Below are 17,395 nucleotides of genomic sequence, written 5' to 3'. Positions count from 1 at the left end.
CACTGTGAGAAAGGCAGCCTTTTGAGGCAGGAACTGAACCTGCAGGGCAACCACGCCCTCCTGAGCCGCGCCAATCCGCTGAGCAAGCTCACCGCCGTCGTACTCATCACCGTGGTGCTGGCACTGTCCATCGACTGGGTGTCCGCGTCCGTGGCGCTGGTCTTTGAGTTCCTGCTGTTTCCGCTGGCGGGCCTCACGCTCACGCTGCTGTGGCAGCGGGGGTGGCCGCTGATCCTCGCCGCCGCGGTTGGCGGCTGGAGCACCTCCATCCTGGCGCCGGACAGCGGCAGGACGCTGATCGACGTCGGCATCTGGACCATGAGCGAGGGCTCGCTGGAGATGGGCGCCGGGTTCATGCTCCGCGGGCTGGCCATTGCGCTGCCGGCGGTGCTGCTGATGAGCTGCACCGATCCTACGGACCTGGCGGACGCGCTGGCACAAAAGGCGCGGCTGCCGCACCGGTTTGTGCTGGGAACGCTGGCCGCGATGCGTCTGGTGGGGCTCATGGCAGAGGAATGGCAGACCATCGGCATGGCGCGCAGGGCCCGTGGTGTCGGCTCGCGCGGCAGTGTTGTCCAGCGAGTGAAGGCCATTCTGGGGCAGAGCTTCGGCCTGCTGGTGCAGGCGATCCGCCGCGCCTCCAGGCTCGCCGTCACCATGGAGGCCCGCGGGTTCGGCGGCGGAGCCCGGACCTGGGCCCGCGCCTCGACCTTCACGTCACTGGATGCCTGGGTGCTGGCGGGCGGCCTGCTCGTCGCGGGCCTGGCGATGGCAGCAGCCGTAACTGCAGGCACATGGAACATGGTGTGGCTGGGGAGCTGACCCTACATGCACGGGTGGTTGTAGTCGAAGCCGTTGGCGACGAACTGGGTCAGGACAACTTTGCCGCCACCGGTGAGCGGTGCGCTTGAGCAGGCGCTGCTAGCCCTGAACGCGTGGTGGTTCCATTACTGCTGTTCACCAAGGTTCCATTCCCGTCTCCCGCGGACCCGACGGCTGGACAAGAACTGCCAGTCAGGGTGTTTTCTATCGCATGTACCGGGTAAACGCCCTCCTGGCGGCGCACTGCGACGCCTCCTGCCAACGCCTTAACTCATTTATGATATATTTCCTGCATGACGCTGGAAACGACTGAGCACGTCGCCGCAATGCTCCGGGACGCCCGTAATGAGAAGGGCTGGACCCAGGGCCAGCTCGCCGCAGAGCTGGGGACCAGCCAAAGTGCTGTTGCCCGGATGGAGCAGGGGAAGCAAAACCTGAGCCTGAAGATGATCCAGCGCCTGGAAGCCATCTTTGACCGCAGCATCGTCAACGTAGGCAAGCCGCAGATGACGCATCTGCGCGTTGAGGGCGGGCGCACCCTGTCCGGATCCGTGGACGTGAACAGCAGCAAAAACGCCGGTGTGGCGCTGCTGTGTGCCAGCCTGATCAACCGCGGCACCACGGTGTTGCGCCGCCTGGCGCGCATCGAAGAGGTCAACCGGATCGTCGAGGTGCTGGCCAGCATCGGCGTCGAGTGCACCTGGCTCAACGATACCGATCTCAGGCTGCAGCGCCCGGCCGTCCTGGACCTGGAGGGGATGGACGTTGAAGCCGCCCGGCGTACCCGGAGCGTGATCATGCTGCTGGGTCCGCTTTTGGACGAGTCCGAGGAATACCGGCTGCCCTATGCCGGAGGCTGCGACCTTGGCACCCGCACGGTTGAGCCGCACATGCAGGCCCTCCGCCAGTTCGGGCTGTCTGTGGAGGCAACCGCCGGTTTCTACACCGTGCAGGCGCCGGCGGCTGACGCGCTCGACCGCTCATTTGTCCTCACCGAGCGCGGGGACACTGTCACCGAGAATGCCATCATGGCGGCGGCTCACCGTGAGGGAACCACCATCATCCGGAACGCCAGCCCCAACTACATGGTCCAGGACCTCTGCTTCTACCTTGAGATGCTGGGTGTGACCATCGAGGGCGTGGGGACCACCACCCTGAAAATCACCGGCCGGCCGCACATCGATGCCGATATCGAGTACTTTCCGTCCGAGGACCCCATTGAGGCGATGAGCCTCATCACTGCAGGAATCGTGACCAACTCCGAGGTCACTGTCCGGCGGGTTCCCATTGAGTTCATGGAAATTGAACTGGCCACCTTGGAACAGATGGGCCAGGAACTGGAGATTTCCGGGGAATACATGGCGCGCAACGGCCGGACGCGGCTGGTGGACGTCACCACCAAACCTTCCGAACTGCGGGCGCCCGAGGACAAGATCCATCCCATGCCGTTTCCGGGCCTGAACATCGACAACCTGCCGTTTTTCGCTGTCATCGCTGCAAACGCCACCGGCCAGACCATGATCCATGACTGGGTTTACGAGAACCGGGCCATCTACCTGACCGAGCTGAACCGGCTGGGGGCGCAGGTCCAGCTGCTGGATCCGCACCGCATCTACGTCAATGGACCCACCAAGTGGCGCGCGGCTGAAGTGGGCTGCCCGCCGGCGCTGCGCCCGGCGGCCTGCCTGCTGCTGGCAATGCTGGCGGCCCGCGGCGTGTCTGAGCTCCGGAACATCTATGTCATCGAGCGCGGATACGAGGACCTGGCCGAGCGCTTGAACACCATCGGCGCCAAGGTGGAGTACTTCCAGGACTGACCTTTCACGGTTCGTCATGAAGGCCGGGGTATCTTCATATGCCCGTGGGCTGGCGCAGAATGTGAGTATGCGTACTTTCGGCGTGGAGGAAGAGCTGCTGATTGTTCACCCGGAAACGGGTGAACCCCTTGCCCTGGCCGACGCGCTGCTGTCCAACCGGCGGGGCGCGGCCGGCGACGGCCCGCAGGATCCGCACGCGTTCGAAACCGAAGACAAGACGTTCTACGACGACGACGAAATGGGCCTGAGCGCCGAGCTGAAGCTTGAGCAGATTGAGACGCAGACCCGGCCCTGCCTTGAGTACGGTCCCCTCCTTGCCCAGATCAGGGCGGGACGGATGCTGGCCGACCAGGCGGCGCGAAGGCACCACGCGCGGGTGGCGGCGCTTGCCACCTCGCCTTTGGGGTTGAACAGCCATACAACCCCCGATCCGCGCTATGCAAGGATGCTGGAGCGCTTTGGCCTTACCGCGCAGGAACAGCTGACCTGCGGCTTCCACGTGCACACGTATGTGGAGTCACCCGAAGAAGGCGTTGCAGTCCTGGACCGTATTCGGGACAAGCTGGCTGTGCTGACCGCCCTCAGCGCCAATTCTCCGTTCTGGAACGGGCTGCAGACCGGATTCGAAAGTTACCGGACGCAGGCCTGGAACCGCTGGCCCACGGCGGGGCCGGCGGGCATCTACGGGACCTATCCCGCCTATCGCCGCCTGGTCACCCGCCTGCTGGACACCGGCGTGATGCTGGATGAAGGCATGCTCTACTTCGACGCCCGTCTCTCCCGCAACCATCCGACGGTAGAGGTGCGGGTTGCCGACGTGTGCCTCCGTGCCGAGGACGCAGCGCTGATCGCCCTCCTGGTCCGCGCCCTGGTGGAGACCGCAGGCCGGGAGTGGCGTGACGGCGTCGATCCTTCACCGGTGTCAACAGTCCTGCTGAGGATGGCAGCGTGGCAGGCGAGCAGCGAGGGGCTCAGCGGTGAACTCCTGGACTTCGGCACATTCCGCCCGGTGCCCGCCGCTGATGTGGTGCATTCCCTGGTGGACTACCTCGCTCCCGTGCTGGACGAACAGGGGGAGCTCGCACTTGCCCGCCAGGGCGTGGAGGACGTCATTGCGCGCGGGACTGGGGCCGCCGAACAACGCCGGGTCCGTGACAAGCTGTTGACAGGGCCGCCGCCTGAGGACATGGGCTTGGGCGCCGTAGTCCGGCACGCCGTCAAGGTCACCATGCGGGATGCGCTGGACCTTTCCGAGGTTGATGCCATCCCGGAGCTGATCCGGGTCCGGCAGACCTGAGCTTCGTGCCTGCGTAGGAGGCCTCGCAGGCGCATAAGACGGCGCGTAAGCAATAGGTCGCCCGTAAACAATGGCTATCGCATCACATGCCCTGACCTGCCTCCCGCCCGTCAACTTCCTGCCGGCAGGAGGAACCGCTCCAGTGCCTCCTCCAGAATGCTTTGGTTTGAAGCCAGGATGTCGGGTGGCCAGTGGGGTGGTTCCCAGTCCTGGTGTTCGCTGGTGTAGCGGCGTCCGGCGGGTGAGGTCCAGCCGGGTGGTTCGTTTTTGGTGGCGGGGGTGGGTGTCCAGGTGCTGGTGTGTTTCAGTTTGTGGTGTTTGGGGCAGGGCTGGGCGAGGTTGGTGATTCCGGTGGTTCCGCCATGGTGCCAGGCCAGCAGGTGGTCGGCCTCGTTATCGAGGGAGTGGTTGCTGCAGCCGGGGAACGGGCAGGTGCCGTCCCGGAGCCTGAGCCAGCGGCGCATCGCTTCGGGGACCCGGTAGCTCTTGCGCCCGATTTCCAGCGGCGCCCCGTCCCGAGGGTCGACCAGGACCCGGTAGAACGAGTCCGCCCCGCCGGCGACGAGTCTGCGTGCCATCGACGCCGGGATCGGGCCGTGCCCGTCCAGCACCGCAGGTTCCTCCGTGGCGCCCAGGAGCGAGAACACCGGCACGGTGACGAGCACCTGCGCCCGCGGCACCGGCGGCCCGGCCAGAGTGGTGCCGGGTTCGAGCACGTGAGGGCCGGCAGAGGCAGCGCGGTGGCCGGTTGTGTCATTCCCGGCGTCAGCGTTGGGGGCGTGTCCGGTGGCGAGGAGGGCTGTGGCGCCGATGTCTGCCATGAGTTGGGGCAGGGTGCGGGGTTCGTTGGGTCCCTGCAGTCCGCGGGCCAGGGCCCGGGTCCGGTTCCAGGCCGCGTTGGCCTGGTCCGCCGGCAGATAGATGGAGATCCAGGCCATCGCGTCCCGGTCCGGGGCGTATTCCATCCGCCGGTCCGCGACACTCCTGGCGTGGCGCTTTTCAATCAGGTCCGGGTGGTGGCGTTCCCGCCACGCGCGCACCCTGCACCGCAACCTCGCCGGCGCCAGCACCCCCGCAATGCCACCAGGTCCGGCGCCCGGCGCATCCGGGTCCAGGAAGTGCTGTTCCAGGGCTGTGGTGGCGGCAGGGTCCAGGCCGGTGGTTTCATCAACCAGGACCCTGGTGTTCTGCCATGACACCTCCCCGGCCTGCAACGCGTTCAACACTGCAGGCAAGGAACTGGTCAAGGCCTGGGCTTCACCGATCAGGGTACTGGCGGCGCGTTCACCGATGGTCAGGACGCAGGCGACCTCGGCCACGGAGGCCATTTCGCGGCCCTTGGCCCATCCCGGACCGGCCGCCGGGTCCTCCATCGCGGCGACGGCACCGATGTGCCCGTCGACCAGCAGCACCTTCACCGCGGCAGCGGCGGCCTCAAGCTTGCGCTGGACCGCCAAACCGTCCAGGCAGTCATCGGCGAACACCCGCAACGGATCACCACCAGCGGCCAGGGCATCAGAAGAACCCGCAGGGCTACCGGCAACAACGCGGGCGAGCTCATCCACGAAACCAGCCACCGACGCAACAGCAGCCAGAACCCCCGCCCTGCCGCCCCCGCCCTGGGATGCTCTGCTCCCGGCTGCTTCGCTGTCCATACCCCAAGCATGCCAACAGGGTCCGACAAAACCCGGTCAGATGCCGGGAGCACGGGAATCAAGGGTTTCGACGGGCTCATCCACCGGGTTTCGACGGCTCAACGCCGGGGCTTCGACAAGCTCAACCAACTGCTGGTGCCGCAAAAGGCGGACGTGCAATACTCGGCGCGTGACGCCGTCGTACATATTCACTGCCGAACTGTGGCTGTTCCCCGGCGAGGCCGGCTGGCACTTCCTCACCCTGCCGCCGGATGTGGCAGATGACATCGCCGAGCAGGACACCAGCAGCAAAGCGTTCGGATCGGTAAAGGTCACGGCGGAAGTAGCCGGACACAGCTGGCAGACGTCGCTTTTCCCCGACGCCAAAACCGGCTCCTACCTGCTGCCGGTGAAAAAGGCAGTGCGGAATAAAGCCGGGATCAGCGCCGGGGACAGCGTCGAAGCAAAGCTGGAGCTCCATCCGAGCGAGGCAAAGCCCAACAAAACCAGCTAGATCTGCTTCAGCGCCTGTTCGAGGTCGCGGATGAGGTCGTCGGCATCTTCAAGCCCCACGGACAGGCGCACCACGGCATCGCTGAGGCCAATGGCGGCGCGGCCTTCCGGGCCCATCGCGCGGTGCGTGGTGGTGGCCGGGTGGGTGATGAGGGACTTCGAGTCCCCCAGGTTGTTGGAGATGTCGATGATGCGCAGCCCGTCCAGCAGCGCAAACGCGGCTTCCTTGCCGGAACGTCCGCCCGAAGGGGCAAGCTCCAGCGTGAGCACCGTACCGCCGGCCTTCATCTGCTTCGCAGCCAGCTCATACTGCGGGTGGGATTTCAGCAGCGGATACTTCACCCAGTTCACGGCAGGCTGCTGCTCCAGCCACTCAGCCAGGCGCAGGGCGGTGGCGGACGAGTGGTTGACGCGCAGCGCCATGGTTTCCAGGCCCTTCGTGAGCACCCACGCGTTGAACGGGGACAAGGACGGCCCGGTGTGCCGCATCAGCTGCTTGACCGGGCCCTCGATAAACTCCTTGGTGCCCAGGATGGCACCGCCCATCACCCGGCCCTGGCCATCGATGTGCTTGGTACCGGAGTAGACAATGACGTCCGCGCCGAGCTGCCCGCAACGCTGCAGCAGGGGAGTGGCAAAGACATTGTCGACGACGACGGTGGCCCCGGTCGCATGCGCCAGCCCGCTCACCGCGGCGATGTCCACGATCTCCTGCATGGGGTTGGACGGCGATTCGAAGAAGACGGCGGTGGTGGGCTGGGACAGGGCCTCGCGCCACTGCTCCAGGTCCGGGCCGTCCACGAACACCGTCTCCACGCCCCAGCGGGGAAGGATCTCGTTCAAAATGACAAAACAGGAGCCGAACAGCGAACGGGCCGCCACTACCCGGTCACCGGCGCCCAGCAACGCACCCAAAGCAGTAAAGACAGCAGACATGCCGGACGCCGTCGCGAAGCAAGCCTCGGTGCCCTCAAGCAGGCGAAGCCGCTCCTGGAACGTGGCTACCGAGGGGTTGCCGTAGCGGGAGTAGACGAAGCGCTCGTCCTCACCCGTGAAGGCACGCTCCGCAGCGGCGGCGGACTCGTAGACGAAGCCCGAGTTCAGGAAGACCGGCTCCGCGGTTTCCTGGAAGTTGGTACGGTCCAGCCCGCCGCGGACGGCCTGGGTGTCGGGGCTCCAGCCGGCGGCGTCTTCATTGAAAGTCACTTAGTTGCTTCCCAGGTTCGTAGGCAGGCCACGGTTCTTCCAGCCGTTGACGGTGCGTTCACCGTAGCGGTCGGGTTCGCCTTCGAAGCCTTCGAGGACGTTGTAGGACGTGAAGCCGGCCTGCGTGGCGGCGATCGCAGCGGCGATGGAGCGCTGGCCCGAGCGGCAGATAAACAGCAGCTCCGTGTTTGAGTCCTCCGGCGCCTGCTGGCTCAGGTCCTTGAGAAAGTCCGGGTTGGGGATGCCGCCCGGGAACGTCCACTGGATGAACAGGGGATCGTTGTCCGTGGCTTTGGTGTCCGGGATGCCGATGTGGGCCCACTCGCCCTCGGTACGGACATCCACCAGGATGGCGCCCTGCTCCAGCTTGGCCCAGGCTTCCTGCGGCGTCAGGTCTCCGGCGTAGCTCATGCGTGGCCCTCGCCGTCGAACTCGAGGTCTTCGTTGGCTGCTTCCAGGTCATCCACGGCGGTGGCAACTGCCGCATCCGCCGAGGCGATCGCGGCGGGCAGGACCACTGCCTGGGCCACGATGACGCTGGTGCCGTTGAAGGCTGCCGCCGGGCTGCCGTGCAGCACGTAGCCCTCCGCGAGTGCGTTTGAGATTCGCTCGCAGAACTCACGGTTGTCCGGGCCACTAATCAGGCGGTAGGACAGTTTGTCTTCAGGGGCAGGCGCGTCAGACACGACGGATCTCCTTCTCTCACGCTTGCAGCTCGAATTCGGTCGATATGCCGAGTATTCACCTGAGGCACCCCGCCGCGGAAGGAGGGTTGCCGACCGGCCAGTCAGGGCTTGGCGCCGGTACTCATTACTCCCGAAAAACGTAACATCTGGCACGGATGCCCGCATCGCCGCCGTCGTCATGTTGCGTAACTGAAGCGGATGCGCTGCCGGAGCTGGTGGTGCGGAAGGGGGAAGGGAAAGTACGACGGCGGTATCACCGCAGGTGGGCGGGCTTTTCTTTCCGTTCGCAGCCAGGCGGCCGGATACAGTTCTTGGGGGGCAGCGCCCCGTCGCCAAAGAACAGCACCCGGGGGTCCCTATGAACACGCACGCGGAAGCGCCACGACACCGTACCAGTCCGCCCCGGGTCCCCCGCCTCCGTGCGCTGGCTTCGTTCCTTGCCGCCCTGTTTATTGCGCTGCTGGCCGTTGCCCTTTCGGCCGGGGCAGCGCGGGCGGCTGAACCTGTCACGGATGAGGGCAAGCCGCTGCTGGGTGCGGTCCTGGAGTGGGGCGAGGACACCGCCGCCGGTTTTGCTGAACGCCTGGGCGCTTCGCCTGCAGTTTTTGGGCACGATATCGCTTTTCCGTACCGTCCCTCCGAGCAGAACGACGTCCGGGGCTTCCTGGAGCAGGCGTCGCTGCAGGGCGCACACGCGATGCTGACAGTGAAGCCCACGGTACCCCTCGACCAGATCGATGCCGCGGCTGCCGGGACGTTCGCCGGCGAACTCCGCAACCTGACGTCCAGGTTCACGGGGAAGGTGCTGGTCCGGTTTGCGCCGGACATGAACTCCAGCTGGGTGGAATGGGGCCAGCAGCCCGCCGCGTACAGGGACGCCTTCAGGGCAATTTCGTCCGCTTTCAGGGATCGCGACGGCGGCAGCACCATCCTGGTGTGGGAACCGTACCTGGGCAAGGACTACCCCTTTGATCGGAACCGGAACGCCCCGGCCCCCGGAAGTGAAGGCTTCGCCCAGCTGGACACGAACGGCGACGGCGCCTGGGACAGATCCGACAGTGCCTACGAACCCTATTACCCTGGGGATGATGCCGTTGACTGGGTGGGCCTGACCGCCTACCACGACGACACTGCAGGCGGCGCAGCCGTCAACACTGTTCCACGGGCGGGTGAACTGCAGGAGATGCTGACGGCGTCCGGCGGCGAGAACTTCTATGCAACGTACGCCGCTGGGCGGGACAAGCCGTTCCTCCTGCAGACCGCCGCCTTCTACAGCCCTGCTTCAGGTGGTCCGGCCGAGGGTGACATCAAAGTCAGCTGGTGGGACCAGGTGGTGGGGGCGGCTACGTCCACAGACTTTGCAAGGACGGCCGCCATCGTGTGGGACGAGAGAACCAGCACCAGGGATACCGGGGTAGCAAGCATCGACTGGCTCCTGACCGGCAGCCCCAGCATCGCCAAGGCCGCACTGGACCGGATCGAGGCCTCGCCCGTGGTGACGGGGCCCGTCACCGAAGTCACTGCCGGTGGCGGGTACGTGCGAGCCAATACCCTGGCCGGCGCCGCAGCCTGGACCGTGGGGGCAGCACTCATCATCCTGCTGGTGGCTTTGTGGCAGATCCCCCGGCGGGTCAACGCCGCAGCAGCCTGGGCGTACACGGACCCGTCCAACAGGGACTCGCGTATGGACCTGCTGCGCGGGCTGGCCATCGTGTTCGTGGTGGTGAACCACCTGGGCATGACGTCCCTGTTCCAGCTGCTCACCCAGGAAGCAGTGGGTTTTGTGTCAGGTGCCGAACTGTTTGTGCTTTTCTCCGGCCTGGTGGTGGGCATGGTCTACGGGCCGCGGGTGAAGGACGAGTTCGGCTCGGTAGTGGACCTGACCTCCAGGCGCGCCGGCAAGCTCTACCTGACGGCCCTGGTGGTCCTAATCGGGGTCTTCCTGGTGTCCCTGCTGCCCATATTCCGGTCCGAGGCGCTCACGACCTTCGTGGACCAGGGCACCGGCGGGGCAGGGCACGACGGCGCCGGGCGCACCTACGACCTCTATGCCGGCATGGAGTCACTGTTCCAGTTCCCGGTACCCCCGCAGATCCTTCCCGCCATCCTGCTGCTCCAGTTCGGCCCATGGCAGTTCAACGTGATGGGACTGTATGTGGTGCTGCTCCTGGCCAGCCCGCTGATCCTCTGGGCGCTCAACCGGGGCAAGGCCTGGTGGGTGCTGGCCGGGACACTGGCGGTTTACGCGCTGGGAGCAATCACCCGTTTCCGGCTGCTGCCCTCGCAGTTCGAGGACTCGTTCCCGCTGCTCGTGTGGCAGGTGCTGTTCGTGATTGGCCTTGTGGCCGGATATCACAGGCACAGGATTGTTGCGTGGCTCTCGGCGCGGACTTGGATGGTGGCCGCGTGTGCGGCGCTTGCGTTCCTCTTCGCCTTCCTGTCGTGGGGCAACCCGTACCTGGCCAACGGGTTCGATGCCCGCCTGGCCCTCATTCCGGACACGCTGTACCGCGCCGCCTACGATATGCTGTTCGCCCGGACCTACCTGGCGCCCGGCCGGCTCCTCAATGTCCTGGTGCTGGTGGTGGCGGCCTACGCATTCCTCACGGCCTACTGGAAGCCCGTGCAGCGTTTTCTGGGGTGGTTCCTGATTCCGCTGGGCCGGGCCACGCTCTATGTGTTCATCATGCATGTGGTTTTGATCGCCGTCGTGGCCAACATTCCCGCTTTGCAGCAGGAGAACGTGCTGCTCAACACCGTTGCCTACGCGGTGGTGCTGGGGTTGCTGTGGGTGATGGTGCGGACCAGGTTCCTCTTTAAGATCATTCCGACCTAGCCCTACGGGTGACGGGGAAGCATAAGAAGGGTCAGCGCGGGCTGGCGTGGGCGCTACTGGATCCCGGCGAACAGCGCGGCCAGCTCGGCCGTCAGCTCCTTCTGCAGCGAAGGTGTCCCGATCTCCTTGCCGTCGATGCGGTTGACCGGCGCCAGCAGGCGCACGCTGGAGATGAGCCAGACGGCGTCGGCGTCCAGCAGGTCACTGGGCACCAGCGGTCCGTAGCCCAGCTGCCAGCCCGCCGCCTCGGCGGCCTTGAACAGGGCGCCCTGGGAGGTGCCCGCCAGGATGCCGCTGTCCAGTTGCGGGGTGACGAGGCGCTTGACTGTTGTGCCGTCGTCGGACTTTTCCAGCCGGGCAAGCAGCACTGTGGACGTGGGGCCTTCCAGGACGCGGCCATCGGAGGAGAAGAATATGACGTCGTCGGCGCCCTGCTTCCGGGCGTGGCGAAGCGCCGCCATGTTGACGGCGTAGGAGAGGGTCTTGGCACCAAGGAGTAGCCAGGGGGCACGCTCGGCCACGTTGCTGTCGTACCCCCGGTCAAGGAGAATGACGTCGATTCCCGTTTCACGCTGGCGGCGGCCTGCCGCTCCCGCGGGCGTCACCTGCACCCAGGCGGTGGGCGCAGCGGCGCCCTCCACGCCCCTTGTGACAACCAGCTTGACCACCAGTTCGTCCTCGGCCCCGGCAGGTGGATGCTGGGCGCGGTGCCCGTTCAGAGCGGTGGCGATGGCCCGCCGCCACTCGTCCTGCTCCGGGATGACCAGGTCCAGGGCCTCTGCCGAGCCTCCAAGCCTGTCCAGGTGCGCCTGCATCTTCCGGACATGGCCTCCGACGGCGAGCATGGTCTCGAAGACGCCGTCGCCCCGGGTGGCACCCTGGTCCGTGACCATCAGCTGCGGCTTGGTGGCGTCCGCCGGCCGGCCGTCCGGGAACGCGGGGTCGAGGAAAACGAGAACCACTGGGGCAGGTGAGGTCATGGCTCCAGCTTAGTGCGGCGCCGCGCGGATAAGCTGGGCGGAGTGCCCGGGCCGGGAACCGCCCGCCGGGAGCTCATTATCCGGGGGTTTCTTTTCCGTGTTGTGGCCTTTTTCGCTTGCCGGCACCGCGCCGATGTGGGTCGTGGTGCTGCTGGGCGTCGCCGACCTGGTCATCAGGGTCCTTGCCGTGGGCATCATCCCCGGGAACCGGCGTCCCACGACTGCGATGGCTTGGCTGCTGGGCATTTTCTTTGTGCCGTTCCTGGGCATCATCCTGTTCCTGCTGTTCGGAAACTTCCAACTCTCGCGCCGACGGCGGGAGCAGCAGCAGCTGGTCAATGACAGGGTGAAGGCGGGCATCTCCTCGCTCGCCGACGTCGAAAGCCATTACCCGGGCCCGGAATGGGTGACGTCCGCGGCGGAGCTGAACCGCAGGCTCGGGTCGCTGCCGATGGTGGACGGCAATTCCGTGGACCTCATTCCCGGTTACCCGGACTCCATCCTGGCCATGACCGAGGCGGTGCGGAAGGCGAAGAGATTCGTCAACGCAGAGTTCTACATCATGAGCACGGACCACATCACGGACGAACTCCTCACGGCACTGGAGGAAGCTGCCGAACGCGGTGTTGAGGTGCGGGTGCTCTTCGACCACATCGGCACCCTCCGGGTCCAGGGCTACCGGAAACTCCTCAAGCGGCTCAAAGCCGGCAAGATCCAGTGGAAGCGGATGCTTCCGCTCATGCCGATCCACGGCCAGTGGCGCCGGCCCGACCTGCGGAACCACCGGAAGATCATGGTGGTGGACGGCGAAATTGCCTTTACGGGATCACAGAACCTGATCGAGCCCTCCTACAACAATCCCCGGCACCGCAAGGCCGGCCGCGAATGGGTCGAGCTGATGGCGTGCCTGCGCGGACCCATTGTCACCACCCTGAACGTTGTGTTCGCCACGGACTGGCTCAGCGAGACCGACGAGTCGCTGGAAGACCAGCTGCAGCTGCCCGCTGACCACCATCCGGGCAACGTCACCGCCCAGGTGGTGCCCAGCGGCCCGGGGTTCAGCACCGAAAACAACCTGCGCCTGTTCAATACGTTGATCTATTCGGCCCAGCACCGTATCTCCATCTGCAGCCCCTACTTCGTGCCGGACGATTCCTTGCTGTACGCCATCACCACGGCGGCCCAGCGGGGGGTGGACGTGGAGCTGTTCGTCTCCGAGAAGGGTGACCAGTTCCTGGTCCACCACGCCCAGAGTTCTTACTACGAGGCGCTCCTCGAAGCCGGGGTCAGGATCTACCTCTACAAGGCTCCGTTCGTGCTGCATGCCAAGCACTTCACCATCGACGACGAGGTGGCGGTCCTGGGTTCCAGCAACATGGACATGAGGTCCTTCTCCCTCAACCTGGAAGTGTCCGTGATGCTGCTCGGTGAGGACATTGTCGCCAAGATGCGGGCCGTGGAGGATACCTACCGGGATATCTCCCACGAGCTGCGGCTTTCCGACTGGGTCAAGCGGCCGCTCGCCGCCCGTTACGTGGATAACGTGGCGCGGCTGACCGCGACGGTGCAATAGGCGCCGTTAGTCATCGGCAGGCAGGCGCTCGCCGCTGCGCTCAGCGGACTCCGGCCAGCCGCCCTTGCGGTAGGCGGACGTACCGGCCGCCAGCACCGCAACGGTCAGGAGGCAGCTGCCGATCATCACGCTGACCATCGAGAAAGCCGTGCCGCCGAACAGCCCCACCAGCGGGCTGACGAGGCCCGCCACGCCGGACTGCAAGGCGCCGATCACGGCTGCCGCAGTTCCGGCCATGTGCCCGTAGTTGTGCAGCGCGAGCACCGAGGCGTTGGCCGGAATCATTCCCTGCGCGGCCAGGACAAGCCACAGTCCCGCCATGAGGCCGAAGGCACCGCCGGCACCGGTGGCCACCGCCGCGAGGAGCAGCACGGCAAGTGCCAGCTGGACGACGACGGCGGTGCGCAGGAGGCGGACCGGCGGGAATTTCCGGACCAGCGCTGCATTGAGCTGCGCCGAGAGGACAAGTGCCGCGCCGTTCAGGGCGAAGGCAAGCGCGAACTGCTGCTCCGTGAAGCCGTACTCGTCCTGGAATACGAAGGGTGAACCCACCACGTAGCTCATGATCAGGGCAAGGCCCAGTCCCGGGATGACGGCCAGCGCCATAAAGTGTTTGTCCCGCAGCAGCGCCCAGTAGGCGCCGGCGACGTGTCGTGGGCGCCCGGGGCTGCGCCTGTCCTCGGGCAGCGTCTCCGGCATGAATTTCCACACGATGGCGACAAGGAGCACGCCGATGAGCGCCAGCGCATAAAAGACGGCCCGCCAGTGCCAGAGCCCCGCGATGGCCTGGCCGATCGTGGGGGCGAAGAGCGGGGCGACGCCGATCACCAGCATCAGGCGGGACAGCAGGCGGGCGGCTGCGGAACCCACGAAACGGTCGCGGATGACCGCGATGGCCACAACCGCTGCCGCCGCGTTGAAGAAGCCCTGCAGGACGCGCAGGCCGGTGAGGGTTTCGATGTTGGGCGTGATGGAGCACAGCAACGAGATTACGATGTGCAGCGAGATCCCGATGATCAGCGGCAGCCGCCGGCCGAACCGGTCGGAAAACGGGCCGATAACCAGCTGGCCCACCCCTCCGCCGAGGAGGGTTCCGGACAAGGTCAGCTGGGCGGCAGCCTGGCTGGTTTCAAAGTCCCGCGCGACGTCGGGCAGCGAAGGCAGGTAGATGTCGGTGGTTACAGCCGGAAGCGCGGCAAGTGCGCCAAGCATGAGGACATATTTTGTTGTCCGGGGCGGCGGGGACCCATGAGCGGGGGATGATGCGGTGTCCGTCACGCGGCAAACCTAACTAGTCTGGAGGCACTGATAATGGGGTTCCGCCGCATGTCTTGAGCGGGTTCAGCTGGCGGAGTCCCGGTGCGCCACGGATTCCCAAGTCTGCCCGTAGGGGACCTGGTCGCTGAGTTCAACCGTAAAATGGCCAGCGCCCCTCTTCGTCACGAGAATACCCCGTGTCGGATTTTGGATGGCGACGTCACGGAGCTGCTGGACCGAGCTGTTGAGCTTTTCCTCTGCCTCTGCACGGGTCGTTGCAAAGATCGTCAGGCGGTGAAGGCCGGTGCCCATGCCGCTTCCTTTCGCTTGGAGGTGCAGGAGTATGCGTTGCGGGGCGGGAAATTGCGGATGGCCGGGGCGCCCGGAACGGGACGCCCCGGCCATCGTGTCAGGCGTCCGGTGTTACCGTCACGCCGCAGTGCAGCCGCCGGGTGTGGTCCACAATCCGGGCTTCACCGGTGAGCGTTACTGATGCCCGCAAACAGATGTCACCGCTGGAGGCGCCGAAGCCGAGCTCGATATCGCCGGGTTCGACGATCCTGCGGCCGTCCCGCCCCGTGAACGAGGTGACGTCGGCCGGCACAGTGAAGGACACCTTGGCTGAGGCTCCGGGCTCCAGGGAGACACGGGCATAACCCACGAGCTTTTGCTCCGGGCGGACAACCGATGCGACGCCGTCGTGCAGGTACAGCTGCACGAGTTCCGTTCCTGCCCGGTCACCCGTGTTGGTGACGGTGATGCTGGCGGCGGCTTCGCCATCCACCGGAACCGAAGCGGGCCCGTCAACGGTCAAACCGCTCCACTCGAAGGTGGTGTAGCTGAGGCCGTGGCCGAACGGGAAGGCAGCCGCGGGATCAATGTTGGACACGCTGCTGGCACGGGCGAGGCGGGACGCCAGGTACGTGGAAGGCTGCGCGCCCGGGCGGGCGGGAATGCTGACGGGCAGGCGCCCGCCCGGATTGACCCGGCCGCTGAGGACCTTCGCCACGGCCGGTCCGCCTTCCTCGCCGGGGAAAAAGGCCTGGACAATCGCCGCGGCATCTTCCGCCGCGGAGCCCACGGCGTAGGGGCGGCCGGTGAGGAGCACCAGCACCACGGGTTTGCCGGTCTGGATCAGCCGGTCCAGCAGCTGCTGCTGGACGCCCGGCAGCACCAGGGATTCCACGTCGCAGCCTTCACCGCTGGTACCCCGGCCAAAGAGGCCGGCACGGTCGCCCAGGACGGCGACCACGACGTCCGCGGCCGCCGCGGCAGCAACGGCGTCGTCAAAACCCTCGGTGGAATCGCCGTCGACGGAGCAACCCTCGGTGACGGTGATCGGGCTGCCGGGGAACTCGGCCCGCAGGGCCTCGGCCACGGTGGGCAGCTCGATGCCGACCGGGACATCGGGATGTTGCCCACCGACGTGCGCCGGGAAGGAGTAGCAGCCCAGGAATGCCTGGGTGTTGTCCGCGTTGGGTCCGACGACGGCAATCCGGCCGGGGCTGCGGAGAGGCAGGACGCCGTTGTTGCTGACCAGCACGATGGATTCTTCGGCAATCTGTGCCGCCAGCTTCCGGTTGGCCTCCGTGTCCAGCGTGACGCTGCCTTCCAGGCCTGCGGCATCCTGCAGGTTGGCATCCTGCAGGACGGCCGGAACGGCGGACCAGTCCTCATCCAGCAGGCCCAGGTCGATCTTCTGCACGAGGACCCGGTGCAGTGCGCGGTCGATGAGGCTGACAGGGACGCGGCCGGCTTCGACTTCTGCGATGAGGTGGTCGCCGAATGCGTGCACGGTGGGAAGTTCGACGTCGACGCCGGCGGCCAGGGCGGCTGCCGCCGCCTCGCCGAAGGATCCGGCCACGGCGTGCAGGTTCTTGAGGAAAGCGACCCCGAAGTAGTCCGCCACCACGGTGCCGTTGAATCCCCAGGTGTCGCGCAGGAGATCCGTCAGCAGGGATGCGTCTGCGGCGGTGGGGACGCCGTCCAGGTCGGTGTAGGCATGCATAACGGAGCGCACGCCGGATTCCCGGATGGCCATCTCGAACGGCGGAAGGAGGACGTCAGCCAGTTCGCGGGCGCCCACGGAAACGGGCGCCAGGTTCCGGCCCGCCTTTGAGGCCGAGTAGCCGACGAAGTGCTTGAGGGTGGCGACGATGCCGCTGCTTTCGAGGCCCTGGATGTAGGCGGTGGCGAGGGTTCCGATCAGGTAAGGGTCTTCACCGATGGTCTCCTCCACCCGGCCCCACCGGGCGTCCCGGACGACGTCCAGGACCGGGGCGAGGCCTTGGTGCACACCGACGGACCGCATGTCGGCGCCGATTGCGGCGCCCATGGTGCGGATGAGTTCGGCGTTGAATGTGGCGCCCCATGCCAGCGGCACCGGGTAGGCGGTGGCCTGCCAGGCGGCAAAGCCGGCCAGGCATTCCTCATGGACGAGTGCCGGGATGCCGAAGCGGTTCGCCGCGGCGATGCGCTGCTGGGTCCGCTGCAGTGACAGCGCGCCCAAGGCCGGGTCCACGGGCGCGGTGCCGAACGGCCTGGTGAGCTGGCCGAGGCCGTGCGGCAGGATCGTGTCCAGGTCAACGGGCGGATTCATCTCGTTCTGGTGCGGGGCAACCTCGCCGCCCTCGCTGGAGGCACCTACCCATACTCCGTAGAGCTGGGCAGTCTTCTCCCGGAGCGTCATGGCTGCGATGAGGCTGTCGGCGCGCTCCTGGGCCGTGGCGGCAGTGTCGCGCCACGGCGCGCTGTGGGTTTTTGTTTCCGTCATG

The 17,395-nt window shown here is 66.4% G+C and carries 14 protein-coding genes and 1 riboswitch; of the genes, 6 read left to right on the top strand and 8 right to left on the bottom strand.

What is annotated here, in order from left to right; translation table 11 throughout:
- Positions 1–21: 21 nt before the first annotated feature.
- From ACLH0K_RS16680 to ACLH0K_RS16670, 3 genes are all read left to right on the top strand, one after another.
- Entirely contained in the window at positions 22–822 is an 801-nt protein-coding gene (locus ACLH0K_RS16680) for an energy-coupling factor transporter transmembrane component T family protein (protein ID WP_411374648.1), read from the top strand.
- 293 nt (positions 823–1,115) lie between these two features.
- Positions 1,116–2,639 (top strand): UDP-N-acetylglucosamine 1-carboxyvinyltransferase, encoded by a 1,524-nt coding sequence (locus ACLH0K_RS16675; protein WP_411374647.1) that lies wholly within the window; start codon positions 1,116–1,118, stop codon positions 2,637–2,639.
- 67 nt (positions 2,640–2,706) lie between these two features.
- Positions 2,707–3,936, top strand: coding sequence for a glutamate--cysteine ligase (locus ACLH0K_RS16670; RefSeq protein WP_411374646.1), 1,230 nt, complete (start codon positions 2,707–2,709; stop codon positions 3,934–3,936).
- A gap of 110 nt (positions 3,937–4,046) precedes the next feature.
- On the opposite strand, the gene ACLH0K_RS16665 is transcribed toward ACLH0K_RS16670, so the two are convergent.
- Positions 4,047–5,591, bottom strand: a complete 1,545-nt coding sequence (locus tag ACLH0K_RS16665; RefSeq protein WP_411374645.1) for a DUF222 domain-containing protein — start codon at positions 5,589–5,591, stop codon at positions 4,047–4,049.
- A 169-nt stretch (positions 5,592–5,760) separates the two neighbouring features.
- Here ACLH0K_RS16665 and ACLH0K_RS16660 point away from each other — a divergent pair, with 169 nt between their 5' ends.
- Complete coding sequence (locus ACLH0K_RS16660; RefSeq protein ID WP_411374644.1) at positions 5,761–6,084, top strand: DUF1905 domain-containing protein; 324 nt, start codon at positions 5,761–5,763, stop codon at positions 6,082–6,084.
- Here the strand turns inward: ACLH0K_RS16660 and ACLH0K_RS16655 are convergent.
- The 3 genes from ACLH0K_RS16655 to ACLH0K_RS16645 are packed head-to-tail and all read right to left on the bottom strand — an operon-like array spanning position 6,081 to position 7,975.
- Positions 6,081–7,289: an O-succinylhomoserine sulfhydrylase gene (locus ACLH0K_RS16655; RefSeq protein ID WP_411374643.1), complete on the bottom strand. Its 1,209-nt coding sequence runs from the start codon at positions 7,287–7,289 to the stop codon at positions 6,081–6,083. The two genes, ACLH0K_RS16660 and ACLH0K_RS16655, sit on opposite strands and share 4 nt — an antisense overlap.
- Positions 7,290–7,700 carry a rhodanese-like domain-containing protein gene (locus ACLH0K_RS16650; RefSeq protein ID WP_411374642.1) on the bottom strand — a complete coding sequence of 137 codons (411 nt, stop codon included), beginning with the start codon at positions 7,698–7,700 and terminating at the stop codon, positions 7,290–7,292.
- Positions 7,697–7,975, bottom strand: a complete 279-nt coding sequence (locus tag ACLH0K_RS16645) for a DUF1737 domain-containing protein (protein WP_411374641.1) — start codon at positions 7,973–7,975, stop codon at positions 7,697–7,699. The genes ACLH0K_RS16650 and ACLH0K_RS16645 overlap by 4 nt, the downstream gene beginning before the upstream one ends.
- Before the next feature lie 13 nt (positions 7,976–7,988).
- Positions 7,989–8,104, bottom strand: a riboswitch (SAM riboswitch).
- 229 nt (positions 8,105–8,333) lie between these two features.
- On the opposite strand from ACLH0K_RS16645, the gene opgC reads away from it, so the two are divergent.
- Positions 8,334–10,811: an OpgC domain-containing protein gene (gene opgC / locus ACLH0K_RS16640; RefSeq protein WP_411374640.1), complete on the top strand. Its 2,478-nt coding sequence runs from the start codon at positions 8,334–8,336 to the stop codon at positions 10,809–10,811.
- Positions 10,812–10,864: 53 nt separating this feature from the next.
- Here the strand turns inward: opgC and ACLH0K_RS16635 are convergent, their stop codons facing one another.
- Positions 10,865–11,791 (bottom strand): aminodeoxychorismate lyase, encoded by a 927-nt coding sequence (locus ACLH0K_RS16635; protein ID WP_411374639.1) that lies wholly within the window; start codon positions 11,789–11,791, stop codon positions 10,865–10,867.
- Positions 11,792–11,924: 133 nt separating this feature from the next.
- Here ACLH0K_RS16635 and cls point away from each other — a divergent pair, with 133 nt between their 5' ends.
- Positions 11,925–13,364 carry a cardiolipin synthase gene (gene cls / locus ACLH0K_RS16630; protein ID WP_411376510.1) on the top strand — a complete coding sequence of 480 codons (1,440 nt, stop codon included), beginning with the start codon at positions 11,925–11,927 and terminating at the stop codon, positions 13,362–13,364.
- A gap of 6 nt (positions 13,365–13,370) precedes the next feature.
- On the opposite strand, the gene ACLH0K_RS16625 is transcribed toward cls, so the two are convergent.
- The 3 genes from ACLH0K_RS16625 to ACLH0K_RS16615 all read right to left on the bottom strand — a co-directional run bounded on the left by ACLH0K_RS16625 (position 13,371) and on the right by ACLH0K_RS16615 (position 17,394).
- Complete coding sequence (locus ACLH0K_RS16625; RefSeq protein WP_411374638.1) at positions 13,371–14,576, bottom strand: multidrug effflux MFS transporter; 1,206 nt, start codon at positions 14,574–14,576, stop codon at positions 13,371–13,373.
- Positions 14,577–14,705: 129 nt separating this feature from the next.
- Positions 14,706–14,933 (bottom strand): hypothetical protein, encoded by a 228-nt coding sequence (locus ACLH0K_RS16620; RefSeq protein WP_411374637.1) that lies wholly within the window; start codon positions 14,931–14,933, stop codon positions 14,706–14,708.
- A gap of 97 nt (positions 14,934–15,030) precedes the next feature.
- Positions 15,031–17,394, bottom strand: coding sequence for a beta-glucosidase family protein (locus ACLH0K_RS16615; protein WP_411374636.1), 2,364 nt, complete (start codon positions 17,392–17,394; stop codon positions 15,031–15,033).
- Between the last annotated feature and the right edge of the window lies 1 nt (position 17,395).

Source organism: Arthrobacter sp. MPF02 (genome assembly GCF_046605375.1).
Lineage (GTDB): Bacteria > Actinomycetota > Actinomycetes > Actinomycetales > Micrococcaceae > Arthrobacter.
This window is presented reverse-complemented; position numbering and strand designations above follow the sequence as displayed.